The organism is Geobacillus sp. FSL K6-3411, from assembly GCF_037965715.1.
Lineage (GTDB): Bacteria > Bacillota > Bacilli > Bacillales > Anoxybacillaceae > Geobacillus > Geobacillus thermodenitrificans.
The window spans coordinates 2,725,870-2,750,697 of the sequence record NZ_CP150187.1; the positions used below are offsets into that span (position 1 = coordinate 2,725,870).

At 50.7% G+C, this 24,828-nt stretch carries 27 protein-coding genes, 1 pseudogene and 1 other annotated feature; of the genes and pseudogenes, 1 reads left to right on the top strand and 27 read right to left on the bottom strand.

The genetic code is table 11. The annotated features are described in order from the left end of the window. Positions 1 to 25: 25 nt before the first annotated feature. The 13 genes from ilvN to NSQ22_RS13940 all read right to left on the bottom strand — a co-directional run bounded on the left by ilvN (position 26) and on the right by NSQ22_RS13940 (position 12,335). Positions 26 to 544 carry an acetolactate synthase small subunit gene (gene ilvN / locus NSQ22_RS13880; RefSeq protein WP_008881119.1) on the bottom strand — a complete coding sequence of 173 codons (519 nt, stop codon included), beginning with the start codon at positions 542 to 544 and terminating at the stop codon, positions 26 to 28. Beyond that, complete coding sequence (ilvB, locus tag NSQ22_RS13885) at positions 523 to 2,256, bottom strand: acetolactate synthase large subunit (protein WP_029760640.1); 1,734 nt, start codon at positions 2,254 to 2,256, stop codon at positions 523 to 525. The genes ilvN and ilvB overlap by 22 nt, the downstream gene beginning before the upstream one ends. 72 nt (positions 2,257 to 2,328) lie before the next feature. Beyond that, positions 2,329 to 2,595: a binding site (T-box leader), on the bottom strand. 22 nt (positions 2,596 to 2,617) lie between these two features. After that, entirely contained in the window at positions 2,618 to 3,517 is a 900-nt protein-coding gene (gene ilvE, locus NSQ22_RS13890) for a branched-chain-amino-acid transaminase (RefSeq protein ID WP_081156926.1), read from the bottom strand. 282 nt (positions 3,518 to 3,799) lie between these two features. Then, positions 3,800 to 4,309 carry a metallophosphoesterase gene (locus NSQ22_RS13895; protein ID WP_081156924.1) on the bottom strand — a complete coding sequence of 170 codons (510 nt, stop codon included), beginning with the start codon at positions 4,307 to 4,309 and terminating at the stop codon, positions 3,800 to 3,802. Then, positions 4,306 to 4,920, bottom strand: a complete 615-nt coding sequence (locus NSQ22_RS13900) for an XTP/dITP diphosphatase (protein ID WP_060476089.1) — start codon at positions 4,918 to 4,920, stop codon at positions 4,306 to 4,308. Before NSQ22_RS13900 ends, NSQ22_RS13895 begins: the two co-directional genes overlap by 4 nt. Further along, positions 4,917 to 5,684 (bottom strand): ribonuclease PH, encoded by a 768-nt coding sequence (gene rph / locus NSQ22_RS13905; RefSeq protein WP_029760637.1) that lies wholly within the window; start codon positions 5,682 to 5,684, stop codon positions 4,917 to 4,919. The genes NSQ22_RS13900 and rph overlap by 4 nt, the downstream gene beginning before the upstream one ends. Positions 5,685 to 5,912: 228 nt before the next feature. Continuing rightward, on the bottom strand, positions 5,913 to 6,989 hold the full coding sequence (locus NSQ22_RS13910; RefSeq protein WP_011887928.1) for a GerMN domain-containing protein: 1,077 nt from the start codon (positions 6,987 to 6,989) through the stop codon (positions 5,913 to 5,915). Between the two features lie 105 nt (positions 6,990 to 7,094). After that, positions 7,095 to 7,889 carry a glutamate racemase gene (racE, locus tag NSQ22_RS13915; RefSeq protein ID WP_081156922.1) on the bottom strand — a complete coding sequence of 265 codons (795 nt, stop codon included), beginning with the start codon at positions 7,887 to 7,889 and terminating at the stop codon, positions 7,095 to 7,097. A 9-nt stretch (positions 7,890 to 7,898) separates the two neighbouring features. After that, a complete protein-coding gene (locus NSQ22_RS13920; protein ID WP_008881128.1) occupies positions 7,899 to 8,342 on the bottom strand; it encodes a MarR family transcriptional regulator in 444 nt (147 codons plus the stop codon). A gap of 213 nt (positions 8,343 to 8,555) precedes the next feature. Further along, positions 8,556 to 8,780 carry a response regulator transcription factor gene (locus NSQ22_RS13925; protein WP_008881129.1) on the bottom strand — a complete coding sequence of 75 codons (225 nt, stop codon included), beginning with the start codon at positions 8,778 to 8,780 and terminating at the stop codon, positions 8,556 to 8,558. 259 nt (positions 8,781 to 9,039) lie between these two features. Continuing rightward, positions 9,040 to 9,801 carry a succinate dehydrogenase iron-sulfur subunit gene (gene sdhB, locus NSQ22_RS13930; RefSeq protein ID WP_008881130.1) on the bottom strand — a complete coding sequence of 254 codons (762 nt, stop codon included), beginning with the start codon at positions 9,799 to 9,801 and terminating at the stop codon, positions 9,040 to 9,042. A 1-nt stretch (position 9,802) separates the two neighbouring features. Beyond that, positions 9,803 to 11,560 carry a succinate dehydrogenase flavoprotein subunit gene (gene sdhA / locus NSQ22_RS13935; RefSeq protein ID WP_008881131.1) on the bottom strand — a complete coding sequence of 586 codons (1,758 nt, stop codon included), beginning with the start codon at positions 11,558 to 11,560 and terminating at the stop codon, positions 9,803 to 9,805. Between the two features lie 166 nt (positions 11,561 to 11,726). Continuing rightward, positions 11,727 to 12,335, bottom strand: a complete 609-nt coding sequence (locus NSQ22_RS13940; protein WP_008881132.1) for a succinate dehydrogenase cytochrome b558 subunit — start codon at positions 12,333 to 12,335, stop codon at positions 11,727 to 11,729. Positions 12,336 to 12,580: 245 nt separating this feature from the next. Between NSQ22_RS13940 and NSQ22_RS13945 the strand changes: the two genes are divergently transcribed. Continuing rightward, on the top strand, positions 12,581 to 13,033 hold the full coding sequence (locus NSQ22_RS13945) for a YslB family protein (RefSeq protein WP_029760636.1): 453 nt from the start codon (positions 12,581 to 12,583) through the stop codon (positions 13,031 to 13,033). A gap of 99 nt (positions 13,034 to 13,132) precedes the next feature. On the opposite strand, the gene uvrC is transcribed toward NSQ22_RS13945, so the two are convergent. The 14 genes and pseudogenes from uvrC to NSQ22_RS14015 form a co-directional block, all read right to left on the bottom strand. Further along, a complete protein-coding gene (gene uvrC / locus NSQ22_RS13950; protein WP_008881134.1) occupies positions 13,133 to 14,905 on the bottom strand; it encodes an excinuclease ABC subunit UvrC in 1,773 nt (590 codons plus the stop codon). Between the two features lie 192 nt (positions 14,906 to 15,097). Beyond that, positions 15,098 to 15,238 (bottom strand): hypothetical protein, encoded by a 141-nt coding sequence (locus NSQ22_RS13955; protein ID WP_157663127.1) that lies wholly within the window; start codon positions 15,236 to 15,238, stop codon positions 15,098 to 15,100. Positions 15,239 to 15,314: 76 nt separating this feature from the next. Further along, entirely contained in the window at positions 15,315 to 15,467 is a 153-nt protein-coding gene (locus NSQ22_RS13960; protein ID WP_223812893.1) for a hypothetical protein, read from the bottom strand. Positions 15,468 to 15,478: 11 nt separating this feature from the next. Then, positions 15,479 to 15,661 (bottom strand): hypothetical protein, encoded by a 183-nt coding sequence (locus NSQ22_RS13965; RefSeq protein WP_223812894.1) that lies wholly within the window; start codon positions 15,659 to 15,661, stop codon positions 15,479 to 15,481. Between the two features lie 205 nt (positions 15,662 to 15,866). Further along, positions 15,867 to 16,991 carry an FMNH2-dependent alkanesulfonate monooxygenase gene (gene ssuD, locus NSQ22_RS13970; RefSeq protein WP_029760634.1) on the bottom strand — a complete coding sequence of 375 codons (1,125 nt, stop codon included), beginning with the start codon at positions 16,989 to 16,991 and terminating at the stop codon, positions 15,867 to 15,869. A 42-nt stretch (positions 16,992 to 17,033) separates the two neighbouring features. Continuing rightward, positions 17,034 to 17,549 (bottom strand): NADPH-dependent FMN reductase, encoded by a 516-nt coding sequence (gene ssuE, locus NSQ22_RS13975; RefSeq protein WP_008881136.1) that lies wholly within the window; start codon positions 17,547 to 17,549, stop codon positions 17,034 to 17,036. A gap of 22 nt (positions 17,550 to 17,571) precedes the next feature. Then, positions 17,572 to 18,552 carry an aliphatic sulfonate ABC transporter substrate-binding protein gene (locus tag NSQ22_RS13980; protein WP_081156920.1) on the bottom strand — a complete coding sequence of 327 codons (981 nt, stop codon included), beginning with the start codon at positions 18,550 to 18,552 and terminating at the stop codon, positions 17,572 to 17,574. A gap of 3 nt (positions 18,553 to 18,555) precedes the next feature. After that, positions 18,556 to 19,338, bottom strand: coding sequence for an ATP-binding cassette domain-containing protein (locus NSQ22_RS13985; RefSeq protein WP_008881138.1), 783 nt, complete (start codon positions 19,336 to 19,338; stop codon positions 18,556 to 18,558). 34 nt (positions 19,339 to 19,372) lie between these two features. Next, positions 19,373 to 20,158: an aliphatic sulfonate ABC transporter permease SsuC gene (gene ssuC / locus NSQ22_RS13990; protein ID WP_081156918.1), complete on the bottom strand. Its 786-nt coding sequence runs from the start codon at positions 20,156 to 20,158 to the stop codon at positions 19,373 to 19,375. A 286-nt stretch (positions 20,159 to 20,444) separates the two neighbouring features. After that, positions 20,445 to 21,441: pseudogene (locus NSQ22_RS13995) on the bottom strand (sulfonate ABC transporter substrate-binding protein). A 247-nt stretch (positions 21,442 to 21,688) separates the two neighbouring features. Continuing rightward, positions 21,689 to 22,003: a thioredoxin gene (trxA, locus tag NSQ22_RS14000; RefSeq protein WP_008881141.1), complete on the bottom strand. Its 315-nt coding sequence runs from the start codon at positions 22,001 to 22,003 to the stop codon at positions 21,689 to 21,691. A 157-nt stretch (positions 22,004 to 22,160) separates the two neighbouring features. Next, positions 22,161 to 23,138 (bottom strand): electron transfer flavoprotein subunit alpha/FixB family protein, encoded by a 978-nt coding sequence (locus NSQ22_RS14005; protein WP_011887935.1) that lies wholly within the window; start codon positions 23,136 to 23,138, stop codon positions 22,161 to 22,163. Positions 23,139 to 23,212: 74 nt separating this feature from the next. Further along, positions 23,213 to 23,989 (bottom strand): electron transfer flavoprotein subunit beta/FixA family protein, encoded by a 777-nt coding sequence (locus tag NSQ22_RS14010; RefSeq protein ID WP_008881143.1) that lies wholly within the window; start codon positions 23,987 to 23,989, stop codon positions 23,213 to 23,215. Between the two features lie 65 nt (positions 23,990 to 24,054). Further along, the gene (locus tag NSQ22_RS14015; protein ID WP_008881144.1) at positions 24,055 to 24,828 is read right to left on the bottom strand and encodes an enoyl-CoA hydratase; all 774 of its coding nucleotides are present in this window, start codon (positions 24,826 to 24,828) and stop codon (positions 24,055 to 24,057) included.

Sequence of the window (24,828 nt, forward strand, 5' to 3'; positions counted from 1 at the left end):
TCTCCTTTTATTAGTGTAATAATTGTTAAATGATGAATGCTGTTTTCTGATTGGATCCCGCTTTTTGCGCCCCGCGGGTAAACGCAGTCGTTCCGGTGCGTGCGACTTCTTTGATGCCGTACGGACGGAGCAGTTCGATTAACGCCTCGACTTTTTCCGGCTCGCCGGTCACTTGAATGACGAGGCTGTCTTTGCTCACATCCACGATCGAGGCACGGAACGGTTCGATGAGCGTATAAATTTCTTGGCGGGTCGCCGGGGCGGCCGCTACTTTTACGAGTGCCAGCTCTCGTGCGACGATGGCTTGGTCAGTAATGTCACTTACTTTTAGCACATCGATTTGCTTGTTTAGCTGCTTAATAATTTGCTCAGCGATCCGTTCATCATCAACATTGACGACGAACGTCATCCGCGATACCCCATCGATTTCCGTATGGCCGACGGTGATGCTTTCAATGTTGTAATGCCGCTTCGTAAACAGCCCGGTGATGCGATTTAATACGCCTGGACGGTTGTTGACGGTCATTGTGATAATTCTTCGCATGCTTTCACCCCCACCATTTCATGAAGCCCTTTTCCGGGCGCGACCATCGGATAGACGTTTTCGTCGGCGCAGACATGGAAGTCAAGCAGCACCGGACCGTCGATGGCAAATGCTTGTTTTAATACTTCGGCGGCTTCCGCTTCCGTCTTCGCCCGTAGCCCCGGCATGCCGTAAGCTTCGGCTAATTTCACGAAATCCGGCTGGTTCGGAATGAGTGAATGGGAGTACCGTTTGTCATAAAACAGTTCCTGCCATTGCCGCACCATGCCGAGCGCCTGGTTGTTGACGATGACGACTTTGATCGGCAGCTGCAGCTCTTGAATGACCGACAGCTCTTGGCATGTCATTTGGAAGCCACCGTCGCCGACGATCGAAACGACCGTGGCACTCCGGTCAGCAAGCTGGGCACCGATGGCCGCTGGAAGCCCGAAGCCCATTGTGCCGAGTCCCCCGGATGTGACCCAGCGGTTCGGCCGATTAAACTTGTAATATTGCGCCGCCCACATTTGATGTTGGCCGACATCGGTCGTGACGATCGCTTCGCCGCCCGTTACCTCATAAATCATCTCAATGAGCTTTTGCGGTTTGATCGCCCCGGCTTCCGGCTCGTAATGAAGCGGGAAGCGCCGCTTCCATTCATTAAGCTGCGCGAGCCATGCCGCGTTGTCAGCCGGTTTGCCTTGCTGTTCAATCAGCTCTTGCAAGGCCGCCTTCGCATCGCTGACGATCGGGATTTTCGTTGGTACGTTTTTGCCGATTTCCGCTGGATCGATGTCAATATGAGCGACCGTCGCCTTTGGTGCAAAATATTTTAAATTGCCGGTGACCCGGTCATCGAAGCGGGCGCCGATGTTAATAAGCAAGTCGCACTCATACAGCGCCATATTCGCCGCATACGTGCCGTGCATGCCGGCCATGCCAAGGAAAAGCGGATGATCAGCTGGGAAACCACCGAGGCCAAGGAGCGTATGGGCGACCGGAATGTTTTGTTGTTCTGCATATTGCTGCAATTCATCGGCTGCGTTGGCGTGCAAGACGCCGGCACCGGCTAAAATGACCGGCCGCTTCGACTGGCTGACCGCCTCGACGAGCCGGCGGATTTGCCAATGGTTTGGCTGCGTCGTCGGTTGATAACCTGGCAGATGGACATCTTGGTTGTAGTCAAATTCCCCTTCGGCGATCGTCACATCTTTTGGAATGTCAATCAACACCGGCCCTGGCCGCCCGGTCGTCGCAATATGAAACGCTTCTTTGATGATTTTCGGAAGTTCGCTGATGTCACGCACTTGGTAGTTATGTTTTGTGATCGGCATCGTAATCCCGACAACGTCTGCTTCCTGAAACGCATCCGAACCGATGACGTTCGTCGCCACTTGCCCGGTAAAGACAACGAGCGGCAGCGAATCCATCATCGCATCCGTCAGCCCTGTGACGATGTTTGTCGCTCCCGGGCCAGAAGTGGCGATGACAACCCCAGGTTTTCCGGAAATGCGCGCGTACCCTTCCGCCGCATGGATGGCGCCTTGCTCATGGCGCGTCAACACGTGAAACACACCGGCTTTGTACAGCTCGTCGTAAAGCGGCAACACCGCACCGCCCGGATAGCCGAAAATGACTTCGACATTTTCCGCCTTGAGCGCTTCAATCAACATCAGCGACCCGCTCATTCTCGCCTTCGTCTTCGCTTGTTCCTCCACCTTCATCTTTGCCATCGTCGATCCTCCCCGTTGTTTGTCATCCATAATAAAAAACCTTTTCCCCCTCCATGGCCGGCCTTACCCAGCCAAAGGGGCGAAAAGGTTTCCTTTCCGCGGTACCACCCTTCTTCACGGCCATTACGGCCGCCTCAGGAGCAGCTAGCCAAAGCCAGCCGCTCATTTTCGTAACGAGTGAAGCGCGCGTCTCCACCCGTCCAACCCTACTAGCCGTTTGGCGTTCAGGCTGGCGCTCAGAGGTGAGTTCATCAAGCGGCAACATCACCGGTTCCCAGCTCCCCCGGCTCTCTGTGGATGTTGGCCCCGCTGATTACTTGTCCTCATCAACGCTTTTTCCCTATGCAGTTGTCATTGTCTCTCAACCGACATTGGCTTTGGTCGGATATACTTTGACTCCTTCCGCGATCACGCGGCGCCGGAATTCTTCAAGAAGCCGCTTCGTATGCGAACCAGGTGTTCCATCGCCGATCGTCCGGCCGTCCACTTTAATGACGGAAATGACTTCAGCCGCCGTCCCGGTTAAAAACACCTCATCAGCGACATATACATCATGGCGGGTAAATGGCTCTTCTTTGACCGTATAGCCAAGCTCCTCAGCAATTTCGATAATCGCTTGGCGCGTAATGCCTTCAAGCGCTCCGACATATCCCGGCGGGGTGTAAACGACGCCGTTTTTGACGATGAAGATGTTGTCCCCGGAACCTTCCGCTACATACCCTTGATCGTTTAAAATAAGAGCTTCACTAACATTGGCCAAATGCGCCTCGATCTTCACAAGAACATTGTTCAAATAGTTGAGCGACTTGACTTTTGGGCTCAACACGTCAGAGCGGTTGCGACGTGTTGCCACTGTCACGACTTCGATACCCGTTTCATATAAATGTTTCGGGAAGAGCGCCAGCGGCTCAACGATAATCACGACTTGCGGTGATTTGCATTTATACGGGTCAAGCCCCAAATCGCCAACCCCGCGCGAAACGACAAGGCGGATGTACGCATCTTGATATCCATTGCGACGGACGGTTTCGAGCACGTGGTTGATCATTTCATCTTTCGTGTATGGAATGTTCAGCATAATGGACTTAGCTGAGTTATACAGACGATCTATATGTTCTTCTAGGCGGAATACGTTGCCGCTATAGACGCGAATACCTTCAAACACGCCGTCCCCATACAAAAATCCATGATCATAAACTGATATTTTTGCGTTTTCTTTTGTTACAAATTCTCCGTTTAAAAAAATCCATTGTTCTCCCATTTCGGTTCCCCTCTTCCTTGATCAGTCAATGGTTGCTTTGAACGGCTTGATGATGAATTTAAGTCGTTCCTCTTATTTGAAAATTATAATAATCCTAAACCTTCTTGGCGTCAATAATGTTTTTTGAAAATTTTGATTGGTCAAAATAATTGTATACGCTTACAATGTGATAGAATCAAGGGTTTGCTGATTTTAAAAAAATTTTTTCTTCTCGCAACAAATCGGGGGAGTTGGAGAGGAGGAAGGGGCACGAATGCATAAAAAAAGCGGACATTTGTCCGCCTAGAAGGAAAACGTTTGTGCCAAGCCGGGGATTGGATGACCCGTGACATCATAAAATTGAACAAAGGCCTGGTCTTTGTCAATCGTCAGCACCGCATATGTTTTTTCTTTTCTTCCCCGCGGCAAGGCGATGCTGCCGGGATTGATGAACAACACCCCATTGATTTGCTCAGCACCAGCAAGGTGGGAGTGGCCGAAGCAAACGACGTTGGCTTCTGTTTCTTTCGCCCGGTAGTATAAACGTAAAAGCGACGTTTTCACGCCGTATAAATGGCCGTGGGTGACAAAGAAGCGGACGCCATCCGCCTCCTCGATCCGCTCATCGGGAAACGCGGCTTTCCAATCACAATTGCCGCGCACGACTACAAACGGAGCAAGCTCATCCGCTTCCGCCGGCAGCTCGGAATCACCGCAATGAATGAACAAATCCGCTTCATGGCGATGACGCGACACAATTTGAGCGAGTTCGGCAGTCAGCCCGTGGCTGTCACTGACAATGACGACGTTCATTCCGTCCGCCCCTTTTCGCCCATGATCTCGTCCCATTGCTCATTTAACTTCTCCAGCGCCTTCGCTCGATGGCTGATGGCATTTTTCTCTTCTGGCGTGAGCTCAGCCATCGTTTTCCCACGCTCCGGAAGATAAAAGACAGGGTCGTATCCAAAACCACCCTCCCCGCGCGGCGCTTCGGCGATATAGCCGTCACACGTTCCCTCGACGATGGCAGTCGACTGCCCGGGAATGGCGACAGCCAACGCACAATGAAAGCGGGCGGTCCGTTTCTCCATCGGCACTCCGTCAAGCTCATGAAGCAGTTTGGCGATGTTGCGTGCATCATTTTTGTCTTCACCGGCGTAGCGGGCTGAATGAACACCCGGTCGGCCCCCGAGCGCATCGACGGCAAGTCCGGAATCATCAGCGATGACTGGCCGCTGCAAACGTTGGCATACCGCTTCAGCTTTTAATTTAGCATTTTCGACAAAGGTGCTTCCTGTTTCTTCGACATCGGGGACATCCGGAAAATCGAGCAGCGATTTCACTTCGATGCCTCGCTTGGCAAACATGGCGGCAAACTCGCGCACCTTGCCTGCGTTTTTCGTGGCAATGACAATTTCCTTCACTCTGATTTCCCCTCCTGTTCTACTTTCTCTCCGATGAGGGCTGCCTGCTCCCCCAATACACGGCGCTGAATGGTGATGAGCTGTTCAATACCTAGTTGGGCCGTCTCGAGTAATTCCTCCAGCTCAGCGCGCGAAAAAGACGCTTCTTCCCCGGTGCCTTGAATTTCGACAAACCGGCCGGCTCCGGTCATGACGACGTTCATGTCGACTTTCGCCCGTGCGTCCTCGCTGTAATTTAAATCGAGAATAACCCCGTGTTCAGGATCGATGCCGACTGACGTGGCAGCGAGAAAATCGCGAACCGGGAGCGACTCAAGCTTCCCTTCTGCAACCAGTTTGGAGAGCGCCAACACGAGCGCCACATACGCACCAGTGATCGACGCCGTTCGTGTTCCACCGTCCGCCTGAATGACGTCACAGTCAATCCAGACGGTCCGCTCGCCGAGCTGTTCCAACTCAACGACCGAACGGAGCGCCCGGCCGATCAGACGCTGAATTTCCATCGTGCGTCCCGACACTTTCCCTTTGCTTGCTTCCCTCGCATTCCGTTGTTCTGTCGCTCTTGGCAACATCCCATATTCGGCCGTAATCCATCCTTTCCCGCCACCGCGCATAAACGGCGGTACTTTGTCTTCAACCGTCGCCGTGCAAATCACTCTCGTGTCGCCGATTTCAATCAGCACCGAACCTTCAGCATGCTTGATATAATGCGGTTGTATATGTACAGGGCGCAGCTCGCGGTTATTTCGTCCGTCCGTTCTCATCGACAGTCCTCCTTTTTCCTCCTTGGATGGCTTCCGCTTGACAGCCAAGTGTCAGCCTGCTCCTTCAAGCGAATCCCAAGTGGTCCCAAACATCGTTCCTGCTTTTATCGCACTCCCTAGCAGAAGCTTCCACCGCTTTGATAAAAAATAAAGGGGCGGAATACGTTTCCACCCCTTTGTTATACCACAAACAGTCTCTTCGTTTCCAGCTTGCCCAACGTCAACTGGTTAAAATGCTCCAGTATTGACGTTTTGCGGCCGAGTAACCGGCTTTGTGAGTGGTTTCCCATCCTCGGTGACGAGATCGGCTTTGCCGTTGACGGTGATTGCCACGCTGTCAACTCCGTTTTGCTCGGTGAGCGATAGCACAAGCGAATTTAACACGACATCAGAAATGACATTTTTCTTGTTACTGCCATAAATGCCTTCGTTAAAGTTAAGTGTCACTTTGCCGTCTTCATATTTCGGGGCATCGACAAGTTTTGCATCCGGCTGGAAGGCGCCAACAAGCCCGCTGCCGTGGTCCGGCCCTTGAATGAGCTCATTGACCGCTGCAGCGATATTGTCCTTCTCTTTATTGGGGACGCGTCTTGTCACCGGTACGTAATACGTATGATCTCCCTGCTGTGCGACGAAATAAACCGTAACCGGGTGTGTATTCGTAATGTCCGGTACACCACTCGCCTCGATATTGATGCCGTCCGCACGGCTGACTCCATCTTGGATCGGTGTTTTATTGACCGGCATCACCTCTTGGTCATAGCCGTTAATCCGAATTTTGACACGCTTAATATTGTCAAATTGGGTCAATGTCCACGTAATGGCTTGCAAAATCCGCTTTTCATCTTCTGGTTTGTATTGCTTAAATTCCGGCGAAAAATCGGCGATTAGCGTCCCATCTTTTTCTAATTTTGTTCCAAGCACAGTCGTTCCCGCTGGAATGACGGCGCGGAAGCCTGTTGGCAAAATTTCGGACACAGGGCCGTCCTCAATCAAATATTCGAGCACTTGTTTCGCAACCGCCTGCGTTTTCGGCAACTCTACTGTTTGTGGCACGACAAAGCCATTTTTGTCAATTAAGTATAATTCCCTCTTCACCGTCTCAGTAGCCTTTGCTTTCTCTTTCTCTTCTTTCTTGTCTCCCGTTGCCTCTTGAAGCGCCTGGCCGTCTTTAACGTAGTTCGTTTCTTGCGGCGGATCGATCTCCTTCACCGCTTCATCATTGCCAAACAAACCGCAACCGCCAAGCAGCAAAAGAGAAGCAAGCACTGGTGCTGTCCATCTATGAGCCGTCCGTTTGCCCATTGACGTTCCCTCCTACTCGTAGTTTGTACTACTATGTATACGAGCTGGTTGCCAAAATAGAATAAAAAAATCCTTTAGCGTCCACACGCTAAAGGATTTTTTTGGTCACAAGCGAATCGCCTCGACTGTGCCGATCGATTTGCCAAACCATTTTCGTGAAATCTTTTCAAACAATTCTTTTGATCCGGTTGTGAAAAACAAATGTTCCGGTTCACATCCGCCAGTGTAAAGAAGGTGGCTATGATGCAAAATCGCGCTCACTTCACGGGCTGTTTCATCCCCGGAGCAAATCAGTTTCACCTTTTTGCCCATATACTCACGAATGAGCGGGGCAAGCAACGGGTAATGCGTACAGCCTAAAATGAGCACATCAATGGGTCGCGGACGCAGCGGAGCAAGCGATTCGGCGACAATCGCCAACGCCTTCTCCCCTTCAAAATCGCCGCTTTCGACAAGCGGAACGAACTTCGGACAGGCCAAACTTTCGACATGAACGTGCGGGTTGATCGATTGAAGTGCTTTTTCATACGCTTTGCTTCTGACTGTCCCGACAGTGCCGATCACGCCGATGTGCCCGTTTTTCGTCGCCTTTAGGGCAGCGCGGGCGCCAGGATGAACGACACCAAGAACAGGGATGTCAAGCTTCGCACGCACCTCGTCAAGCACGACAGCTGTCGCCGTGTTGCAAGCGATAACGAGCATTTTCAGCGGGTATTGTTGCAAATAATGAATCATTTGCCACGTAAACTGGCGGATTTCTTCGATCGGACGTGGCCCGTATGGGCAACGGGCGGTGTCGCCGAGGTAAATGATTCGCTCTTTCGGTAACTGACGAATAATTTCCTTGGCAACTGTTAAGCCGCCAACTCCTGAATCAATAACACCAATTGCTCTTTCCAAGTGATCGCCTCATTCTTTGTTCATTTCTTGATGTAACTTGCGTAAACAGCGTTCCAAAAAGACGATTTCCTCGTCCGAAAAGTTCTCCAATACTCTTGCCAAATCACGTTGGCGTTTTTCAATGACTTCCTCGATGATGCGCTCGCCTTTTTCCAACAGATGGATGCGGACGACACGGCGGTCGTGTTCATCCCGGACTCTGCTGACAAGGCCGTTCCGTTCCATACGGTCAATCAAATCGGTCGTCGTGCTGCACGCCAAATACATTTTGTTCGATAATTCGCCGACCGTCAAGTCCCCTTCTTCAAGTAACCATTGCAAAGCGACAAACTGCGGGGGGGTAATCGGATAATTGGTTAAAATTTCACGGCCGCGCTGCTTTAAGTTAGCGGCGATATAGCGAAGCAATTTTTCTAATTCGGCAACCGTTTTTTCGTTCATCGCAGACGGCATACAATCTCCCCTTGATCATTTTCGCGGCCTAGCCATGAATCACCGGCTTGTGCCAATACGATATTCTATTTTTCATTTTACAACACCCCGGGACATAATCAATACAAAAATGCGGCTTCCACTACAGACGAAGGCTGGACGGGCAACAAAGCCTCGTCCGGCCACAAAAGGAGATAACAAACAGCCATTCGAAAAGGGAACATCGGCATCGTTTTATAGTTCAAGTTCGCCCATTCGAAGCAATTCGATGACAGCCTGTGAGCGCCCCTTGACTCCAAGCTTTTGCATCGCATTCGAAATATGGTTGCGAACGGTTTTCTCGCTGATAAACAGCTCTTTAGCGATTTCTTTCGTCGTCTTATCTTGGACGAGCAATTCAAAAACTTCTTTCTCTCTCTTTGTCAACAGCGGCTTCGATTGAAACGATTTATCCTTCAACGGTTGTAACCCTCCTTGCTCTCAATGGGCCCGAACTGCCGGATGGGTATTTACTCACCATATAGTATGTGAGAGCAAGGGCGGCGGTGACGAAAATTTGCTTATCTAATAGAAAAATGGGTCTTTTTTCTTCACTTTTTCCATGCGCTAGGACAAACGATCAGCAGGCTGCATCCGCCCGACAGGCGGTATCCATCCGGCACCTAGGACAAGAAATCCCCTTCATGGCTGACCATGAAGGGGATGGATATCGTCCTCATTATACTTCGTCGCTGCCGAAGAAATCGCGGAACATTTGAATCGTCGTATCACGGTTTAAAGCGGCGATCGATGTTGTCAGCGGAATGCCTTTCGGGCATGATTGCACACAGTTTTGTGAGTTGCCGCAGTTCGCCAAGCCGCCGTCGCCCATAATAGTCCGCAGCCGTTCCGCTTTATGCATCGCTCCGGTCGGATGGGCGTTGAACAGCCGCACTTGCGACAGCGGCGCCGGGCCGATAAAGTTCGACTTGCTGTTGACATTCGGACACGCCTCAAGGCACACGCCGCACGTCATGCATTTTGACAACTCGTATGCCCACTGCCGTTTCCGCTCCGGCATGCGCGGGCCAGGACCTAAGTCATACGTCCCGTCGATCGGGATCCACGCTTTTACTCTCTTTAAGGCGTCAAACATCCGGCTACGGTCGATCGCCAAGTCACGGATGACTGGGAACGTGCGCATCGGCTCGAGGCGGATCGGCTGCTCAAGCTGGTCGATCAAGGCCGCACACGCTTGGCGCGGCTTGCCGTTAATCACCATCGAACATGCTCCGCACACTTCTTCCAAACAGTTCATTTCCCAAACGACTGGTGTTGTTTTTTCCCCTTTGGCGTTAACCGGATTGCGGCGAATTTCCATGAGCGCCGAAATGACGTTCATGTTCGGACGGTACGGGATGACAAACTCTTCTTCATATGGTGCAGAGTCCGGACGATCTTGGCGCGTAATGATGAATCGAACCGTTTTGTTCTCGCTCATCTTACTTCACTTCCTCTTTCTTTTTGCTGTAGTCGCGTTTGCGCGGCTTAATCAACGAAACATCGACGTCTTCGTAATGGAACGACGGACCGTCTGGCGTATAGCGAGCCATCGTCGTTTTCAGCCACTCTTTGTCATTGCGCTCCGGAAACTCCGGTTTGTAGTGCGCTCCGCGGCTTTCATTGCGATTGTACGCGCCAAGTGTAATGACACGGGCGAGTTGCAGCATGTTGTACAGCTGACGGATAAATGTTGCCCCTTGGTTGCTCCATTTTGCCGTGTCAGTGACGCTAATGTTTTTATACCGCTCCATCAGCTCTTGAATTTTTTCGTCCGTCTTCAGCAGCCGGTCGTTGTAGCGGACGATCGTCACGTTCGCTGTCATCCATTCGCCGAGTTCTTTATGCAGCACATAAGCGTTTTCCGTGCCGTCCATCGACAGGATGTTTTCCCATTTTTCTTGTTCTTGTTTGACATAGCTGTCAAAGAGCGTCGACGGCAACGCATCGGCCGATTTTTCAAGGCCGCGGATGTAACGAACAGCATTCGGGCCGGCGACCATTCCGCCATAAATAGCTGAGAGCAGCGAGTTCGCACCAAGGCGGTTCGCGCCGTGAATAGAATAATCGCACTCACCTGCGGCAAACAACCCTTTAATGTTCGTCATTTGATCATAATCGACCCATAAACCGCCCATCGAATAGTGAACGGCCGGGAACACTTTCATCGGCACTTTGCGCGGATCTTCGCCCATGAATTTCTCATAAATTTCAATAATACCGCCAAGCTTAACATCCAGCTCTTTCGGATCTTTATGGGAAAGATCCAAATACACCATGTTTTCGCCGTTAATGCCAAGCTTCAAGTCGACGCACACATGGAAAATTTCCCGAGCGGCGATGTCGCGTGGCACTAAGTTTCCGTAAGCCGGATACTTTTCTTCGAGGAAGTACCACGGTTTTCCGTCTTTGTACGTCCAGACGCGTCCGCCCTCTCCGCGCGCCGATTCGCTCATCAACCGAAGCTTGTCATCGCCCGGAATCGCGGTCGGATGAATTTGGATAAACTCACCGTTTGCGTAATAGACACCTTGTTGGTAAGCGATCGATGCGGCCGAACCAGTATTGATGACCGAGTTCGTCGATTTTCCAAAGATGATCCCCGGACCACCGGTCGCCAAAATGACCGCATCAGCCGGAAACGCTTTAATTTCCATGGACCGCAAGTCTTGTGCGACGATGCCGCGGCAAATTTGTTCATCATCTAAAACAACACCCAAAAATTCCCAATGCTCATATTTCGTGACAAGGCCTGCTACTTCATGGCGACGCACTTGCTCATCAAGCGCATACAAAATTTGCTGACCAGTCGTTGCTCCAGCGTAAGCAGTGCGGTGATGCTGCGTTCCCCCGAAACGACGGAAATCGAGCAATCCTTCCGGCGTGCGGTTGAACATGACACCCATCCGATCGAGCATGTAAATGATGCCCGGCGCCGCCTCACACATCGCTTTGACCGGAGGCTGGTTCGCCAAAAAGTCGCCGCCGTAGACGGTATCGTCAAAATGTTCCCACGGCGAGTCACCCTCACCTTTCGTATTGACCGCTCCGTTAATGCCTCCTTGGGCACAGACGGAGTGAGAACGCTTTACTGGAACGAGTGAAAACAACTCGACAGGCACTCCTGCTTCGGCGATTTTAATCGTGGCCATCAAGCCGGCCAATCCGCCGCCAACAACGATGATTTTTCCTTTTTTCATGGCTACTCACTCCCTAGAAAATTGCTGCTTTTGCTTCAATATCCACGGTTTGCTCCGCCGATTCGCCCCATCGACCAAGCGGTCGTTCGACGAACGGCTGCAACGCGATCCGTTATCAGCCAACGCAGCGGTTCATCATCAAAACGTCTCGAATGAAAGGATTGTCCTACGCAAATGCTAAAATGGCGCGAATACCGATAATCGAAATTGCGAAAAAGATAATCATCGTAATGTACGTAAACACTTGTTGTGAACGAGGAGACACGATTAACCCCCAGCTGACAAAGAACGACCATAAACCGTTAGCGAAGTGAAACACGGTTGATAAAATTCCGACAATATAAAACCAAAGCATGATCGGATTATCGACGATATTCGCCATCATATCATAGTTCACTTCGGCACCAAAGGCAGCTTGCACCCTTGTTTCATACACATGCCAGACGACAAAAATCAACGTAATAATCCCTGTGATCCGCTGAAGCATAAACATCCAGTTACGGAAATAGCCGTACTGACGGGTGTTGAATTTGGCTGTAAACGCAATATAAATACCGTATACAGCGTGGAACACCAATGGAAGAAGAATAACAAAAATTTCTAAGAAAATACGGAACGGCAAATTCTCCATAAATGCAGCCGCTCGGTTAAACGCTTCCGGCCCACGCGTCGCAAAATGGTTGACGATCAAGTGCTGCACTAAAAAAATGCCAACGGGAATAACCCCAAGCAGCGAATGGAGCCGGCGGTAATAAAACTCGCGATTCCCTGCCATATGTAAGCCCCCTTTTGACTAGTAATAAAATGCGTGCCCCCTCGCTAAAGAATGGAAACAGAAACGCCTTCCATTTCCATATTCGCTTTGTCACATTCATTGTACTCCCACATCGTACAAGCGTCAAGAAAACATCGTCACAAAATGTTCAAACATTCTCATATTTATCCTTTCTTTAAGAAAGGGCGTGCACGCCGCCATCAGTTCAGCTATAATGAGGAAATGGATAGAAAGAGGGGAAGATGATGAAACAGCCATCATTAGACGAACAGTATCAAGCATTTGAATCCATCGCGCTTTCCGCATTTGGCACCGAGCTGCTCCGCCATTCACTTCTTCCCGAGCTGTTCGGCAAAGATAGCGCAGGGCTTTTGTATTGGGCCGGCAAGCAGCTGGCGCGCCGCTATCCACTTGCTACCCTAGAAGACATCGCCGCTTTTTTTGAACGGGCCGGCTGGGGAACGATATCGATTGGCGAAGAGCGGAAAGATGAACTGCATATCGAGCTGTCCGGTCCGATTATCTCTGCCCGCCTTTCCTTATACGACGACTGCACATTTCAGCTGGAAGCCGGATTTCTCGCCCAGCAAATTGAGCAGCAAAAACGGTTCGTCACCGAAGCAGTCGAAATGCCATCAAAGCAGGCCGGCAAGGCGCGCATTTTAGTAAAATGGGATCGAAAGCAATCGATTGATTGATTGCCTCACGTTTTCGACAACAAACACAAAAGGCTTCTCCGACAAGGAGAATCAAGTGAACAAAGGGCGTCCCAACCCTCTGGGACGCCCTTTGCGCCATTATTCGTGCAGTTTTTCATAAATTTTCTCCGCCACCGACCGCGGGATGTTTGCCCGCTGCAGCTCTTCCACCGTCGCCTCTTTCATTTTTTTCACGGAGCCAAAATAGTTTAATAACGCCTTTTTTCGCTTTGCCCCGACACCAGGGATGTCATCAAGAATGGAATGGAGCATCGTTTTTTGCCGCGTCTGACGGTGGAACGTCACCGCAAACCGGTGCACTTCATCTTGAATGCGTTGCAGCAAATAAAACTCTTGGCTTTGCCTGTCAAGCGGCACAACGGCTGGCGGGTCACCAGCAATAAGCTCCGATGTGCGATGTTTTTCGTCTTTCGCCAGCCCGGCGAGCGGTACATCGAGGCCGAGTTCGTTTTCAAGTACATCGCGCACTGCGGACAAATGGCCTTTTCCGCCATCGATAATGATCAAATCAGGAAGCGGCAGTCTTTCTTTCAGCACGCGTGTATAGCGTCGGCGCACGACTTCGCGCATCGACTCATAGTCGTTCGGCCCCTCGACCGTTTTCACCTTATATTTCCGGTACTCTTTTTTCGCCGGCTTGCCGTCAAGGAAGACAACGAGCGCTGAGACCGGATCGGCTCCGTATATGTTCGAGTTATCAAACGCCTCAATGCGGCGCGGCGTCGGAATGCCGAGCAGCTCCCCGAGCCGTTCGATCGCTTTAATCGTCCTTTCTTCATCGCGTTCAATAAAATAAAACTTTTCTTTCAAGGCGATGGCAGCATTTTTGTTCGCCAGCTCGATCAGTTCTTTTTTCTTCCCTTTTTTCGGCTGAACGACATGGACGCCAAGCAGCTCGCGGACGAGCTCACCGTCGATGTCGGTCGGCAAGACAACTTCTTTTGGCTTTAAATGGTGTGCCTTCGTATAAAACTGACCTAAAAATGTGAGCATTTCCTCATCCGGGTCTTGGTAAAGAGGGAAAATGGACACATCGCGCTCAATCAGCTTCCCTTGGCGAAGGAAAAACACTTGTACGCACATCCAACCTTTGTCATATGCATAGCCGAACACATCGCGATCGATGAAATCGTTGAACACGATTTTTTGTTTTTCCATCGTCATCTCAATCGCCGCGATTTGGTCACGGTATTCTTTCGCCCGCTCAAACTCGAGCGCTTCGGCCGCCTGATGCATTTTTTCCGTCAGCTCCCGCTTTACCTCTTGATAGCCACCGTTTAAAAAACGAACGACTTGCTCGACCATGGCTTTGTTTTGCTCATCCGACACCGGGTAAACGCACGGAGCAAGACACTGTCCCATATGGTAATATAAGCAAACACGCGAAGGCAGCGTCGAGCATTTGCGGAGCGGATATAAACGGTCGAGCAACTTTTTCGTTTCGCGGGCCGCCTGCACGTTCGGGTACGGACCGAAATATTTGCCGCCGTCTTTTTTCACTTTGCGGGTAATAAGCAATCGCGGATGCTTTTCTGCGGTAATTTTAATAAATGGATAACTTTCATCGCCTTTCAGCATGACGTTGTATTTCGGGTCATGCTTTTTAATCAAGTTCATTTCCAAAATGAGCGCCTCGGCATTTGATGAGGTAACAATATATTCAAAATCGGCAATTTCCTCGACAAGTCGCTGCGTCTTGCCTTCGTGCGTCCCGGTAAAATACGAGCGGACGCGCGCTTTCAGCGACTTCGCCTTGCCGACGTAAATGACCGTTCCGTGTTTGTCTTTCATTAAATAGCAGCCCGGCTGCTCTGGCAGCACGGACAGCTTTTCTTTCAGCCGGTCGTTCATGGTCATCACTCCATCCTATTCCTCGACCCATTCGCCCAGCGTAATCGTCCCATACACCGGATCGTCGAGCGAACTTGAACGATACGTTTTCCCTCTCCGCACATAGCTGGATAGGTCGGCCCTCTGGACGCGAAACCTGCCCACAACATGGTTTGCTATATCAATTGTAGCATGGCGACCGTTCTCTTTGTCTTACAAATAATAGAAGAAAAAATGGAATACATATTTATACGGAAACAGCACGCCAAATCGTCGAATATAATCGTATCTTCCCATATACATACCACAAACGGCTGTGTCATGCACGTCATAAGCGGCACACCGATCGCTCATGTTCGTGCGCCTACGCCATCGCCCGCGTCCGGGCCAACCCTTCGACAAACGGCGCCCTCGAATCGTAGCCAAACGCTCATTTCGCCTTCGTAATATTCGCCCACGTCACTTTCCCTTCGCCTTTTCGTTCCAGCATCCGCACAATTTTCATGTCCGGGAAATGCTGTCGCAGCTCGATGAGCAGTGCATGACGGACTCTCGATTCTCCAGCTGCAGTGACGTTTCTCATAATCAATATGCTTAAGCCAATACAGCACGCCTGGCAGCGCGGCCAAATGAAAGACGATATCGGGGGAAACTTTTCGTCTGTTCCCCATCAAGCAAGTCCAAGCGAACTCGCGGCACCCAGCCACTGGTAAGCACTTGAAACTGCCGCTCTTTCCTTTCAACAGAATAGTATGGATGGAAACTATCAATTTCCATTATTCTTGCAAACATGCGGCCAAATGGCTGCCGATAAATTCCGTTCCTCCGGTCACCGCCGCTTTCGTTGATTTCATCTCGTTATTCATTTCTATCATCCATTAGCATCGTACCATAAGCCACTAGAGAAAGTCGCGAAGAATCCGTAAAAAACAAAAAGATGGAGGAATTCTCGACTTGAGAATCCCTCCATTCTGAAAAATGCTCACACTTTAATAAACGTCGGAAAAAACTCATTCCCTACCACTTCACCTTGGATCGCAGAACTGGTGCGACGAGACGTCAGCGGCAACAGCGGGAAGAGCAGTTCTGCTACCCGATACGCTTCCTCTAAATGTGGGTAGCCAGATAAAATGAAATACCGGATTCCCAACTGCTCGTACTCACGCAGTCGAGCAGCCACTGTTTCCGGATCGCCGACGAGAGCCGTGCCCGCACCCCCGCGCACCAATCCTACCCCAGCCCATAGATTTGGACTGATCTCCAACGAATCCCGCTTTCCGCCGTGCAGCTGCCGCATCCGTTGCTGTCCCACCGAATCGTAGCGAGCAAATACCCGTTGCGCCTCTTCAATCGTCCGGTCATCGACATATCGAATCAATCGCTCTGCCGCTTCCCATGCTTCTTTTTCCGTCTCACGAACGATGATATGGAGACGAACGCCAAATTCGATTTTTCTGCCTTCTTGACGAGCAAGCTCCCTTACCCGTTCGATTTTGTCTTTCACCTGTTCAGGAGGCTCGCCCCAGGTCAAATACACATCCGCATGGCGCGCCGCAACCCGTTGGCCGGCATCCGACGATCCGCCAAAAAAGATGGGCGGATACGGCTTTTGCACCGCTGGAAATAGCAGTTTGGCTCCCTTGACCGACACATGTTTTCCACTCAACGTCACTTCTTCTCCTGCAAGCAATCGGCGCCAAACCGTCAAAAATTCATCGGTTGCCTCATACCGCTCATCATGGGATAAAAATAACCCATCACCTGCGAGCTCAACAGGATCTCCCCCCGCCACAACGTTAATGAGCAGCCGCCCATCCGAAATGCGGTCCAATGTAGACGCCATGCGGGCAGCCAACGTCGGCGTCATCAATCCGGGACGGACAGCGACAAGAAAGCGCAAACGGTTGGTTTCAGCCGCCAATGCCGAAGCGAGCAGCCAAGGATCTTCGCACGATTTGCCGGTTGGAATGAGCACGCCCGTATATCCTAAGCGGTCGGCTGCTTGGGCGACTTGTTTGAAATAACTGTACTCAGGAGAGCGACCGCCTTTAGTCGTTCCTAAATATCGCCCATCACCATGAGAAGGAATGAACCACAGCAACTCCATCATTGGTTTCCCCCTTATTTAAATAACCGTTTTTTCGTTTATCTAAGAAACGGAATGAATGACTTCTTCCATCCGCGATAGTAAGTCATCAGAAAGAACAAGGCGTCCTTCGCTATCGTGCCCCAACGTCCAATCTAAAATAAAGACCCCATGCAGAATTTCCCGCGCACCTAAAATCGAGAAAATCGGCTTGAGTGCGTATTCGATCGCCAACAGATGCGCAATCGTTCCCCCAGTCACAATCGGTACAATGAGCTTCCCGGCAAATGCTTTTTCCGGCAGCAAATCCAAATACGCTTTTAAAATGCCCGTGTAACTTCCTTTATAGACCGGACTAAGCACAATGACCGCTTTGGACTGGTGGATCCATTGATGCGTTTGGGCAATCGGGTCACTCGATGAGCGAGCATAGAGCAAGTCCTCAGCAGGCAAATCGCGCAAGCGAATGAAATGCACCGTGTGACCGAGCTGTTGCAATTGCCCCTTCACCCATTCGGCCACCTGATTCGTTTTCGACGTGTGTGACGGGCTGCCAGAAACAATCGTTACCACTGCCATTCCGTTTTCCTCCCATCGTTTTTTATTGCTCGGCAATGACCGCATCCCGCACCTTGATTGTTTTCGGAATAAGCCCGAGTTCATAAAATCGATCAGCGATACGCTGTTGGGCATCGATCACCTCCTTTGTCAGCGGAAACACCCCGTATCCTCTCCGACTTAATGTTTTTTTCCAAATGTCTTCACCGATTTTTGTTTCTTTGGCCAGTAGACGGGCCGCTTCATCCGGGGAGGATTGAATCTCTTGATGGACTTTTCCTAACTCCTTGATAACCACATCCGCCACTTTCCGATATTGCTTGACATACTCTTTCCGTCCAACAATCAATCCGTATTGCTTCGGCAACCCATTTGCATCAATCAAAACACGCGCTCCGCCATTCACTTCCGCATCAGCCAAAAACGGATCCCAGATGGCCCAAGCATCAACATCACCACGCTCAAACGCCGTACGCGCCTCAGCCGGTTGCAAATATACCTGGGAAATATCATCCAACGTGAGCCCGGCTGTTTCCAATGCAGTCAACAGCGTATAATGGGCGCTAGATCCTTTTCCAAAGGCCACTCTTTTCCCTTTCAAGTCCGCCACTGTACGAATCGGTGATGTTTTCGGCACAATAATCGCCCGCGCCACTTCTGGTTCATATGCAATATAAACCAATTTTGAACCTGGATTTGCCTGCGCCAACACAGCGGGTGCTCCTCCGACATAGCCGATGTCGATTTGCCCAGCATTTAATGCCTCGAGCAACGGAGGGCCAGATTGGAATTCAAACCATTTCACTTGCACCCCATGCTTTTGCAGTTGTTTTTCCAAGTACCCCTTCTCTTTCAAAAAGAGAGAAAATGATGATTTTTGAAAGCCGACGTGCAATTCTTTCGGCCAAGAATCCGTCGATGCCGACTGTTTAGGAGAAGACAAGGAAGCAGAACGTTCTTGGCCGCAAGCTACCAACAACAGGAATGCACTCAACACCGAAAACAAAAGGAGCCTTCTTTTCACTGTCTATAGCGCCCTCCTTTTCTCACTCATCGAAGACGCGGCGATGACTTTCTCATCAGATTCTGTGCTTAAAATGCGGCGCAAAATTGTATCGACCAAATCAGCAAACGCCGCATCGCCGCGCTGACGCGGTCGCGGCAAGCGCACAGGCAAATCAAGCGCGCATTCCCCGTCCTCAATGAGCACGACGCGGTCCGCCAACATCACTGCTTCATCAACATCATGCGTGACCAACAAAGCCGTAAAGCGTTGTTCTCTCCATAATCGTTCGATCAGCCGCTGCATTTCAATTCTCGTCAACGCGTCAAGCGCACCGAGCGGTTCATCAAGCAATAACAACTGTGGACGGCTGATCAATGCGCGGGCGAGCGCCACCCGTTGACGCTGGCCGCCGGATAACACCGATGGCCAATCCTTCGCGCGGTCTGCCAAACCGACTTGTTCGAGCACTGTGATCGCTTGTTCTTTCCAGTCACCTTTCAACCCGAGGCCGACATTGTCGATGACGCGCCGCCATGGCAACAGACGAGCATCTTGAAACATGACGCGAGCTGCTGTATTCAACCCATGAAGCAACTGTCCATCCAGCTGAATCATGCCGGAAGTCGGCGTCTCCAATCCGGCAGCCAAGCGCAATAGTGTGCTTTTTCCGCAGCCGCTGCGACCAATAATGGCGATAAACTCCCCCGGTTTGACCGTTAAATCAATGCGGCGCAACACTTGTTGATCGCCAAACTGTTTGGCCACTTGCACAAATACGAGCTCTGCTCCTCGTCCTGTTTCCATCTCTCGCTCTCCTTTCCCACTCCGTTTGTGTCAGTTACCGATTTTGATAGTTGACATTCCAGCGAAGCCAGCGTTTTTCCAAAAAGCGGGCAATGCTGTCTGCGAGCTTGCCAAACAGCGCGTAAAGCAAAATACTGAACACAACGACATCCGTTTGCATAAATTCACGTGCATTCATGGCCAAATACCCGATGCCGCGGTCAGCAGCGATCGTCTCCGCTACGATTAACGTCAACCACATAATGCCCAGCGCATAGCGCAGACCGACCAAAATCGACGATAACGCGCCCGGCAGCCAAATACGCCAAAACAACTGCCACGGGCGAAGCCCATAGACACGACCCATTTCCAACAATCCCGCATCCACATTGCGAATGCCATGTAATGTATTGACATAAATTGGAAAAAGCACCCCGATGGCAACGAGAAACACTTTCGCTTCTTCCCCAATGCCAAACCATAAAATGACGAGCGGAATCATCGCCAAATGCGGAATATTTCGAATCATCTGGATTGAAGTATCCAACAATCGTTCGGCCGGCCGAACGACCCCGTTGAGCAAGCCAAGAACAAAGCCGAGTGACCCGCCGATAGCAAATCCAATCAATGCACGCCCAAAACTGATCGATAAATGTTGCCATAACTCTCCTTTTTCTAAGAGATCCCAAGCAGCCGCCACCACGTCAGTCGGAGCCGGCAGCACTCTTGAAGATAGCCATCCCGCCTCCACTGCCCCCTGCCATGCAACGAGCAAGACGATCGGCAGTCCCCATGGTACCACCTTTTCATGAATCCATTTCACCTTCTTGGACTCTTTCATTCTTCCATCACTCCCTTTCCTCTTCTCATCCAGCCCCCATCCTACGAAACCTTAAAAGGCTAGTGAAAAACAGCCATTTCCCCCAATAAAGTGCTCTCGTGTAAAGATGAGTCATCATTTTTAATAAGGGCTGATCAGCATTGTCTACTAAAATCACCTACTTTTAGGTGGAAAAACCGTCATAAAGTGATGTTCAAGGAAAGCGAAAGTCACGGTTTCTTTATGTTGATAAGCTGCATTCCCCGCTCATTCATTAACCCTTTTAGGCGCACGAAGATGCTTTCGTTCAACGGCTGTCATGCCAAACTGCGTCCTTTACCATCAGCTTTTTGGGCAACAGGCCGAGTGTATGAAACTCGTCGGCGATGATTTGCTGTTGGGAAATCACTTCATTCGTGATCGGTTCAATCCCATAAACGTGGCGTCTCGAGGCCGTTTCCAGCGCCTGTTCATCAATGCCGAGTTCGGGCGCTAAAAATTCAGCCACACCTTTCGGATCATTGTTTGCCCACTGCTCTACTTTTTTCAATTCTTCGAGCAAGACTTGAATCAACTCTGGCTCGCGTTTGGCGAATGAACGTGAAGCGAAGAAAAATTCACGGTTCGCTACCAATCCTTGGCCGTCAGCGAGCACTCGAGCCTTTCCTCCCTTTTCAGCGGCGGCGTAAAACGGGTCCCAAATGGCCCACGCATCAACGCTCCCCTGCTCAAATGCAGCGCGAGCATCGGCTGGTGGCAAATAGACCGGCTGAATGTCAGAAAGTGTCAATCCCGCTTTTTTGAGCACCTGCACAAGCAAATAATGGACATTCGATCCTTTGTTTAACGCCACCTTTTTCCCTTTCAAATCCGCCACTGTCTGAATGGACGAGTCCTTTTTGACTAAAATGGCCTCGGACACAGGATTGGGAGGTGACGTCGCTACATACAAGAGCGGTGTACCAGCCGCTTGAGCAAATACTGGCGGCGCTTCACCGGTATGGCCAAAATCGAGGCTTCCGGCATTCATCGCTTCCAACAGTTGAGGACCTCCCGGAAATAACGCCCATTGTACGGTGTAGCCTAATTTTTTCAGCCGTTTTTCCAAGTCACCACGCGCTTTTAACATGTTGAGTGTCCCGTATTTTTGATAGCCGATGCGGATGACTTTGCTAGATGGCGGAGAGGATGACGATGATTTGGCGTTCGCAGACTCGTTATGTATTGCATCCAGATGCCATCGCCAGCCATAAAGCGACCGCTAACATTCCACCCAATGTTTTCCAGAACACTTTGTTTTTCATGATCGCTTTTCCCTCCTTTGTTCATTTCTTGCAATGCTTTCACACACGTACGTGATCGTCATTCTTGATCTCCCTCTTAATTAGAACTAAATAGATAGAAAAAGTATGAATAACAGGCGTAAAACAAACTTAACCACTAGGAATTGTTGGTTATAAATATAAAGAATTATCTGCCATCTGTCAACCATTTTTCAGCAAAAAATAAAAATCCAGAGGAAGAGGCCTCTGGATTTTTCCTATGCCATCACTACACATGTTTGCCGACAAGCTGAGCAAGTGCTTCTTTCGGTTGGTAGCCGACGGCTTTATCAACGAGTTCGCCGTTTTTAAACACGAGCAGCGTCGGAATGCTCATCACCCCGAACTTTGCTGCTGTTTCTTGGTTTTCATCAACGTTGACTTTGACAATTTTCACTTTGTCGCCCATTTCTTGATCAAGCTCCTCAAGCACCGGGGCGATCATACGGCATGGACCGCACCATGGCGCCCAAAAGTCGACAAGAGTGACGCCGTCTTTCGTTTCCGCGGCGAACGTTTGGTCTGTCGCATTGATAATGGCCATGCGAATTCCCTCCCATATTCTAGAATGCTGTAAGCACAGTATACCATGGAAATTTAAAACGACGCGAATATTTTGCCTCGTTTCTAATATTCGCTTCGCGGTTCAATTTATCCAAGAAAAAACGGGCAGCGCATACCACGCTACCCGTTTGAATCGATTACGAATGCACTTTCAGCTTTTTAAACTCTTCCGTGAGGAGAGGAACGACTTCAAACAAATCGCCGACAATGCCGTAATCAGCGACTTTAAAGATATTGGCTTCCGGGTCTTTGTTAATGGCGACGATCACTTTTGAGTTCGACATGCCTGCCAAATGCTGAATAGCACCTGAGATACCGCAGGCGATGTAAAGATCTGGTGTTACGACTTTCCCGGTTTGCCCGATTTGCAGCGAGTAGTCACAATAGCCGGCATCGCACGCTCCACGTGACGCACCGACTGCGCCGCCCAACACTTCCGCCAGCTCTTGGAGCGGCTTGAAGCCTTCCGCGCTTTTCACACCGCGGCCGCCAGCGACAATCACTTTCGCTTCCGTCAGGTCGACCCCTTCAGCGGTTTTGCGGACGACTTCTTTGACGATCGCGCGCAAATCTTTAATTTCGACCGCCAATGATTCAACGCTGCCGGAGCGCGATTCGTCACGCTCAAGCGATGCGATGTTGTTCGGACGCACCGTCACAAACATGATGCCGTCGGTGACGATTTTCTTTTCAAACGCTTTACCGGAGTAGATCGGGCGCGTGAACACAATGTTGCCGCCTACTTCTTCGACTGCCACCACGTCGGAAACAAGACCGGCGTCAAGTTTAACGGCCAGCTTCGGCGACAGGTCTTTGCCAAGCGCTGTATGACCAAAGACAATGGCTTCTGGCTGTTCTTTATCGATCACCGCTTTTAACGCTTGCGAATAGCCGTCGGACGTATAAAATTTCAAGTTCGGATGCTCAACGACAACGACGCGATCCGCCCCGCGGAAAATCAGCTCATTTGCATGCGCTTGCACTTGATCGCCGACAAGTGCCGCTACGACTTCCCCGCCTTCAGCGATCGTTTTGGCTGCTGCGATCGCTTCAAACGAAACGTTCCGCAGCGATCCGTCGCGAACTTCTGCTAATGTTAATACTTTGCGTGCCATGTTTCAGTCCCCCTACCCTTTTGTTCATGTTTTCCGTCCGTTAGAGAGCGCTAACAACCATACCGTCTGCCGCTTTAAACGACTTTCGCTTCGGAACGGAGCAGCCCGACAAGCTCTTTGACTTGATCGGCAATCTCACCTTGCAAAATTTTGCCCGCTTCCCGCTTCGGCGGCAAGAACACTTCGATCGTTTTCGTTTTCGCCTCGACATCGTCCTCGTCAAGATCCAAGTCATCGAGCTCGAGCTCGTCAAGCGGTTTCTTTTTCGCTTTCATAATGCCTGGTAACGACGGATAGCGCGGCTCATTCAGCCCTTGTTGAGCGGTAACAAGGAGCGGCAGCGACGTTTCGATCACTTCCTCATCCCCCTCGACGTCACGCACAACGGTCACTTTACCGCCATCGGCAATGTCAAGCTTCGTAATCGTCGTCACGTATGGAATGCCAAGCAATTCAGCCACGCGCGGTCCGACTTGCCCCGAGCCGCCGTCAATCGCCACATTACCAGCTAAAATCAAATCCGGGTTTTTATCTTTCAAATATTCAGCGAGCACTTTCGCCGTTGTATATTGATCTTGCTCTTCGACGTCATCCTCAATATTGATGAGCACCGCTTTGTCGCAGCCCATGGCGAGCGCTGTGCGCAACTCTTTTTCCGCTTCCTCGCTGCCGACGGTGACGACCGTCACTTCACCGCCATGTTTGTCGCGCACTTGGATCGCCTCTTCAATGGCGTATTCATCGTACGGGTTGATGATGAATTCAGCACCTTCCTCATTGATTTTGCCGTTATTGATGGTAATTTTCTCCTCGGTGTCGAACGTGCGTTTCATCAAAACAAAAATGTTCATGTCATTCCCCTCCTCAGTTTGATCCAACATTATTTCAGTTGCCAAGATTCCGACATTTATAGCGATTATTTCCCTTGAAAGACGGGGGGACGTTTTTCTAAAAACGCCTGCACACCTTCTCTCCCATCCTCGGAAACAAACACACGGCCAAACCATTCCGCTTCGTCGCGCACCGCCTCAGCGAACGATTTTTCTTTCGCCGCATTGAGAAGCTCAATCGTGGCGCGAACGGAAAGCGGGCTTTTTGCAGCGATTTTGTGCGCTAACTGTTTCGCTTCATCAAGAAGCCGCTCTTCAGGCACCGCCTTGTTGGCCAGCCCCCACTGCACAGCCTCTAAGCCGGTGATCGGCTCGCCTGTCCACATCATTTCCGCCGCCTTGCCGAACCCAACGTAGCGCACGAGCCGCTGCGTGCCGGCAAACCCTGGAATGATGCCAAGCTGCAGCTCTGGCAGGCCAAGCTTCGCATTTTCTGTCACCAAACGAATATGGCAGCTCATCGCCAACTCAAGTCCTCCACCCAACGCGGCGCCATGAATAGCAGCAATCACCGGCTTGGAAAACCGCTCAATCCGCTCTACAACCAGCTGGCCGTTGCGCGACAAAGCGGACGCTTCCTCGGCAGAAGCGACGGACGTAAACTCTTTAATATCCGCGCCAGCCGAGAAAAACCGGCCTTCACCATGCAACAGCACGACACGCACGTCCGAGTCGGCCTCGAGCTCATCCAAGATATTTGAAAGCTCTTTCAAAACAGCAGATGAAAGAGCATTCGCCGGCGGCCGCGAAAACGTCACGACAGCGACGAATTCCTCTTTTGTCAAGCGAAAATGCTCCAT

Coding starts and splice junctions, on each gene's coding strand:
- ilvN (WP_008881119.1), bottom strand. CDS start 544: ATGCGAAGAATTATCACAATGACCGTCAACAACCGTCCAGGCGTATTA.
- ilvB (WP_029760640.1), bottom strand. CDS start 2,256: ATGGCAAAGATGAAGGTGGAGGAACAAGCGAAGACGAAGGCGAGAATG.
- ilvE (WP_081156926.1), bottom strand. CDS start 3,517: ATGGGAGAACAATGGATTTTTTTAAACGGAGAATTTGTAACAAAAGAA.
- NSQ22_RS13895 (WP_081156924.1), bottom strand. CDS start 4,309: ATGAACGTCGTCATTGTCAGTGACAGCCACGGGCTGACTGCCGAACTC.
- rph (WP_029760637.1), bottom strand. CDS start 5,684: ATGAGAACGGACGGACGAAATAACCGCGAGCTGCGCCCTGTACATATA.
- NSQ22_RS13910 (WP_011887928.1), bottom strand. CDS start 6,989: ATGGGCAAACGGACGGCTCATAGATGGACAGCACCAGTGCTTGCTTCT.
- NSQ22_RS13920 (WP_008881128.1), bottom strand. CDS start 8,342: ATGCCGTCTGCGATGAACGAAAAAACGGTTGCCGAATTAGAAAAATTG.
- sdhB (WP_008881130.1), bottom strand. CDS start 9,801: ATGAGCGAGAACAAAACGGTTCGATTCATCATTACGCGCCAAGATCGT.
- sdhA (WP_008881131.1), bottom strand. CDS start 11,560: ATGAAAAAAGGAAAAATCATCGTTGTTGGCGGCGGATTGGCCGGCTTG.
- NSQ22_RS13940 (WP_008881132.1), bottom strand. CDS start 12,335: ATGGCAGGGAATCGCGAGTTTTATTACCGCCGGCTCCATTCGCTGCTT.
- NSQ22_RS13945 (WP_029760636.1), top strand. CDS start 12,581: ATGAAACAGCCATCATTAGACGAACAGTATCAAGCATTTGAATCCATC.
- uvrC (WP_008881134.1), bottom strand. CDS start 14,905: ATGAACGACCGGCTGAAAGAAAAGCTGTCCGTGCTGCCAGAGCAGCCG.
- NSQ22_RS13955 (WP_157663127.1), bottom strand. CDS start 15,238: ATGAGCGATCGGTGTGCCGCTTATGACGTGCATGACACAGCCGTTTGT.
- NSQ22_RS13960 (WP_223812893.1), bottom strand. CDS start 15,467: ATGAGAAACGTCACTGCAGCTGGAGAATCGAGAGTCCGTCATGCACTG.
- NSQ22_RS13965 (WP_223812894.1), bottom strand. CDS start 15,661: ATGGAAATTGATAGTTTCCATCCATACTATTCTGTTGAAAGGAAAGAG.
- ssuD (WP_029760634.1), bottom strand. CDS start 16,991: ATGGAGTTGCTGTGGTTCATTCCTTCTCATGGTGATGGGCGATATTTA.
- ssuE (WP_008881136.1), bottom strand. CDS start 17,549: ATGGCAGTGGTAACGATTGTTTCTGGCAGCCCGTCACACACGTCGAAA.
- NSQ22_RS13985 (WP_008881138.1), bottom strand. CDS start 19,338: ATGGAAACAGGACGAGGAGCAGAGCTCGTATTTGTGCAAGTGGCCAAA.
- ssuC (WP_081156918.1), bottom strand. CDS start 20,158: ATGAAAGAGTCCAAGAAGGTGAAATGGATTCATGAAAAGGTGGTACCA.
- trxA (WP_008881141.1), bottom strand. CDS start 22,003: ATGGCCATTATCAATGCGACAGACCAAACGTTCGCCGCGGAAACGAAA.
- NSQ22_RS14005 (WP_011887935.1), bottom strand. CDS start 23,138: ATGGCACGCAAAGTATTAACATTAGCAGAAGTTCGCGACGGATCGCTG.
- NSQ22_RS14010 (WP_008881143.1), bottom strand. CDS start 23,989: ATGAACATTTTTGTTTTGATGAAACGCACGTTCGACACCGAGGAGAAA.
- NSQ22_RS14015 (WP_008881144.1), bottom strand. CDS start 24,828: ATGGAGCATTTTCGCTTGACAAAAGAGGAATTCGTCGCTGTCGTGACG.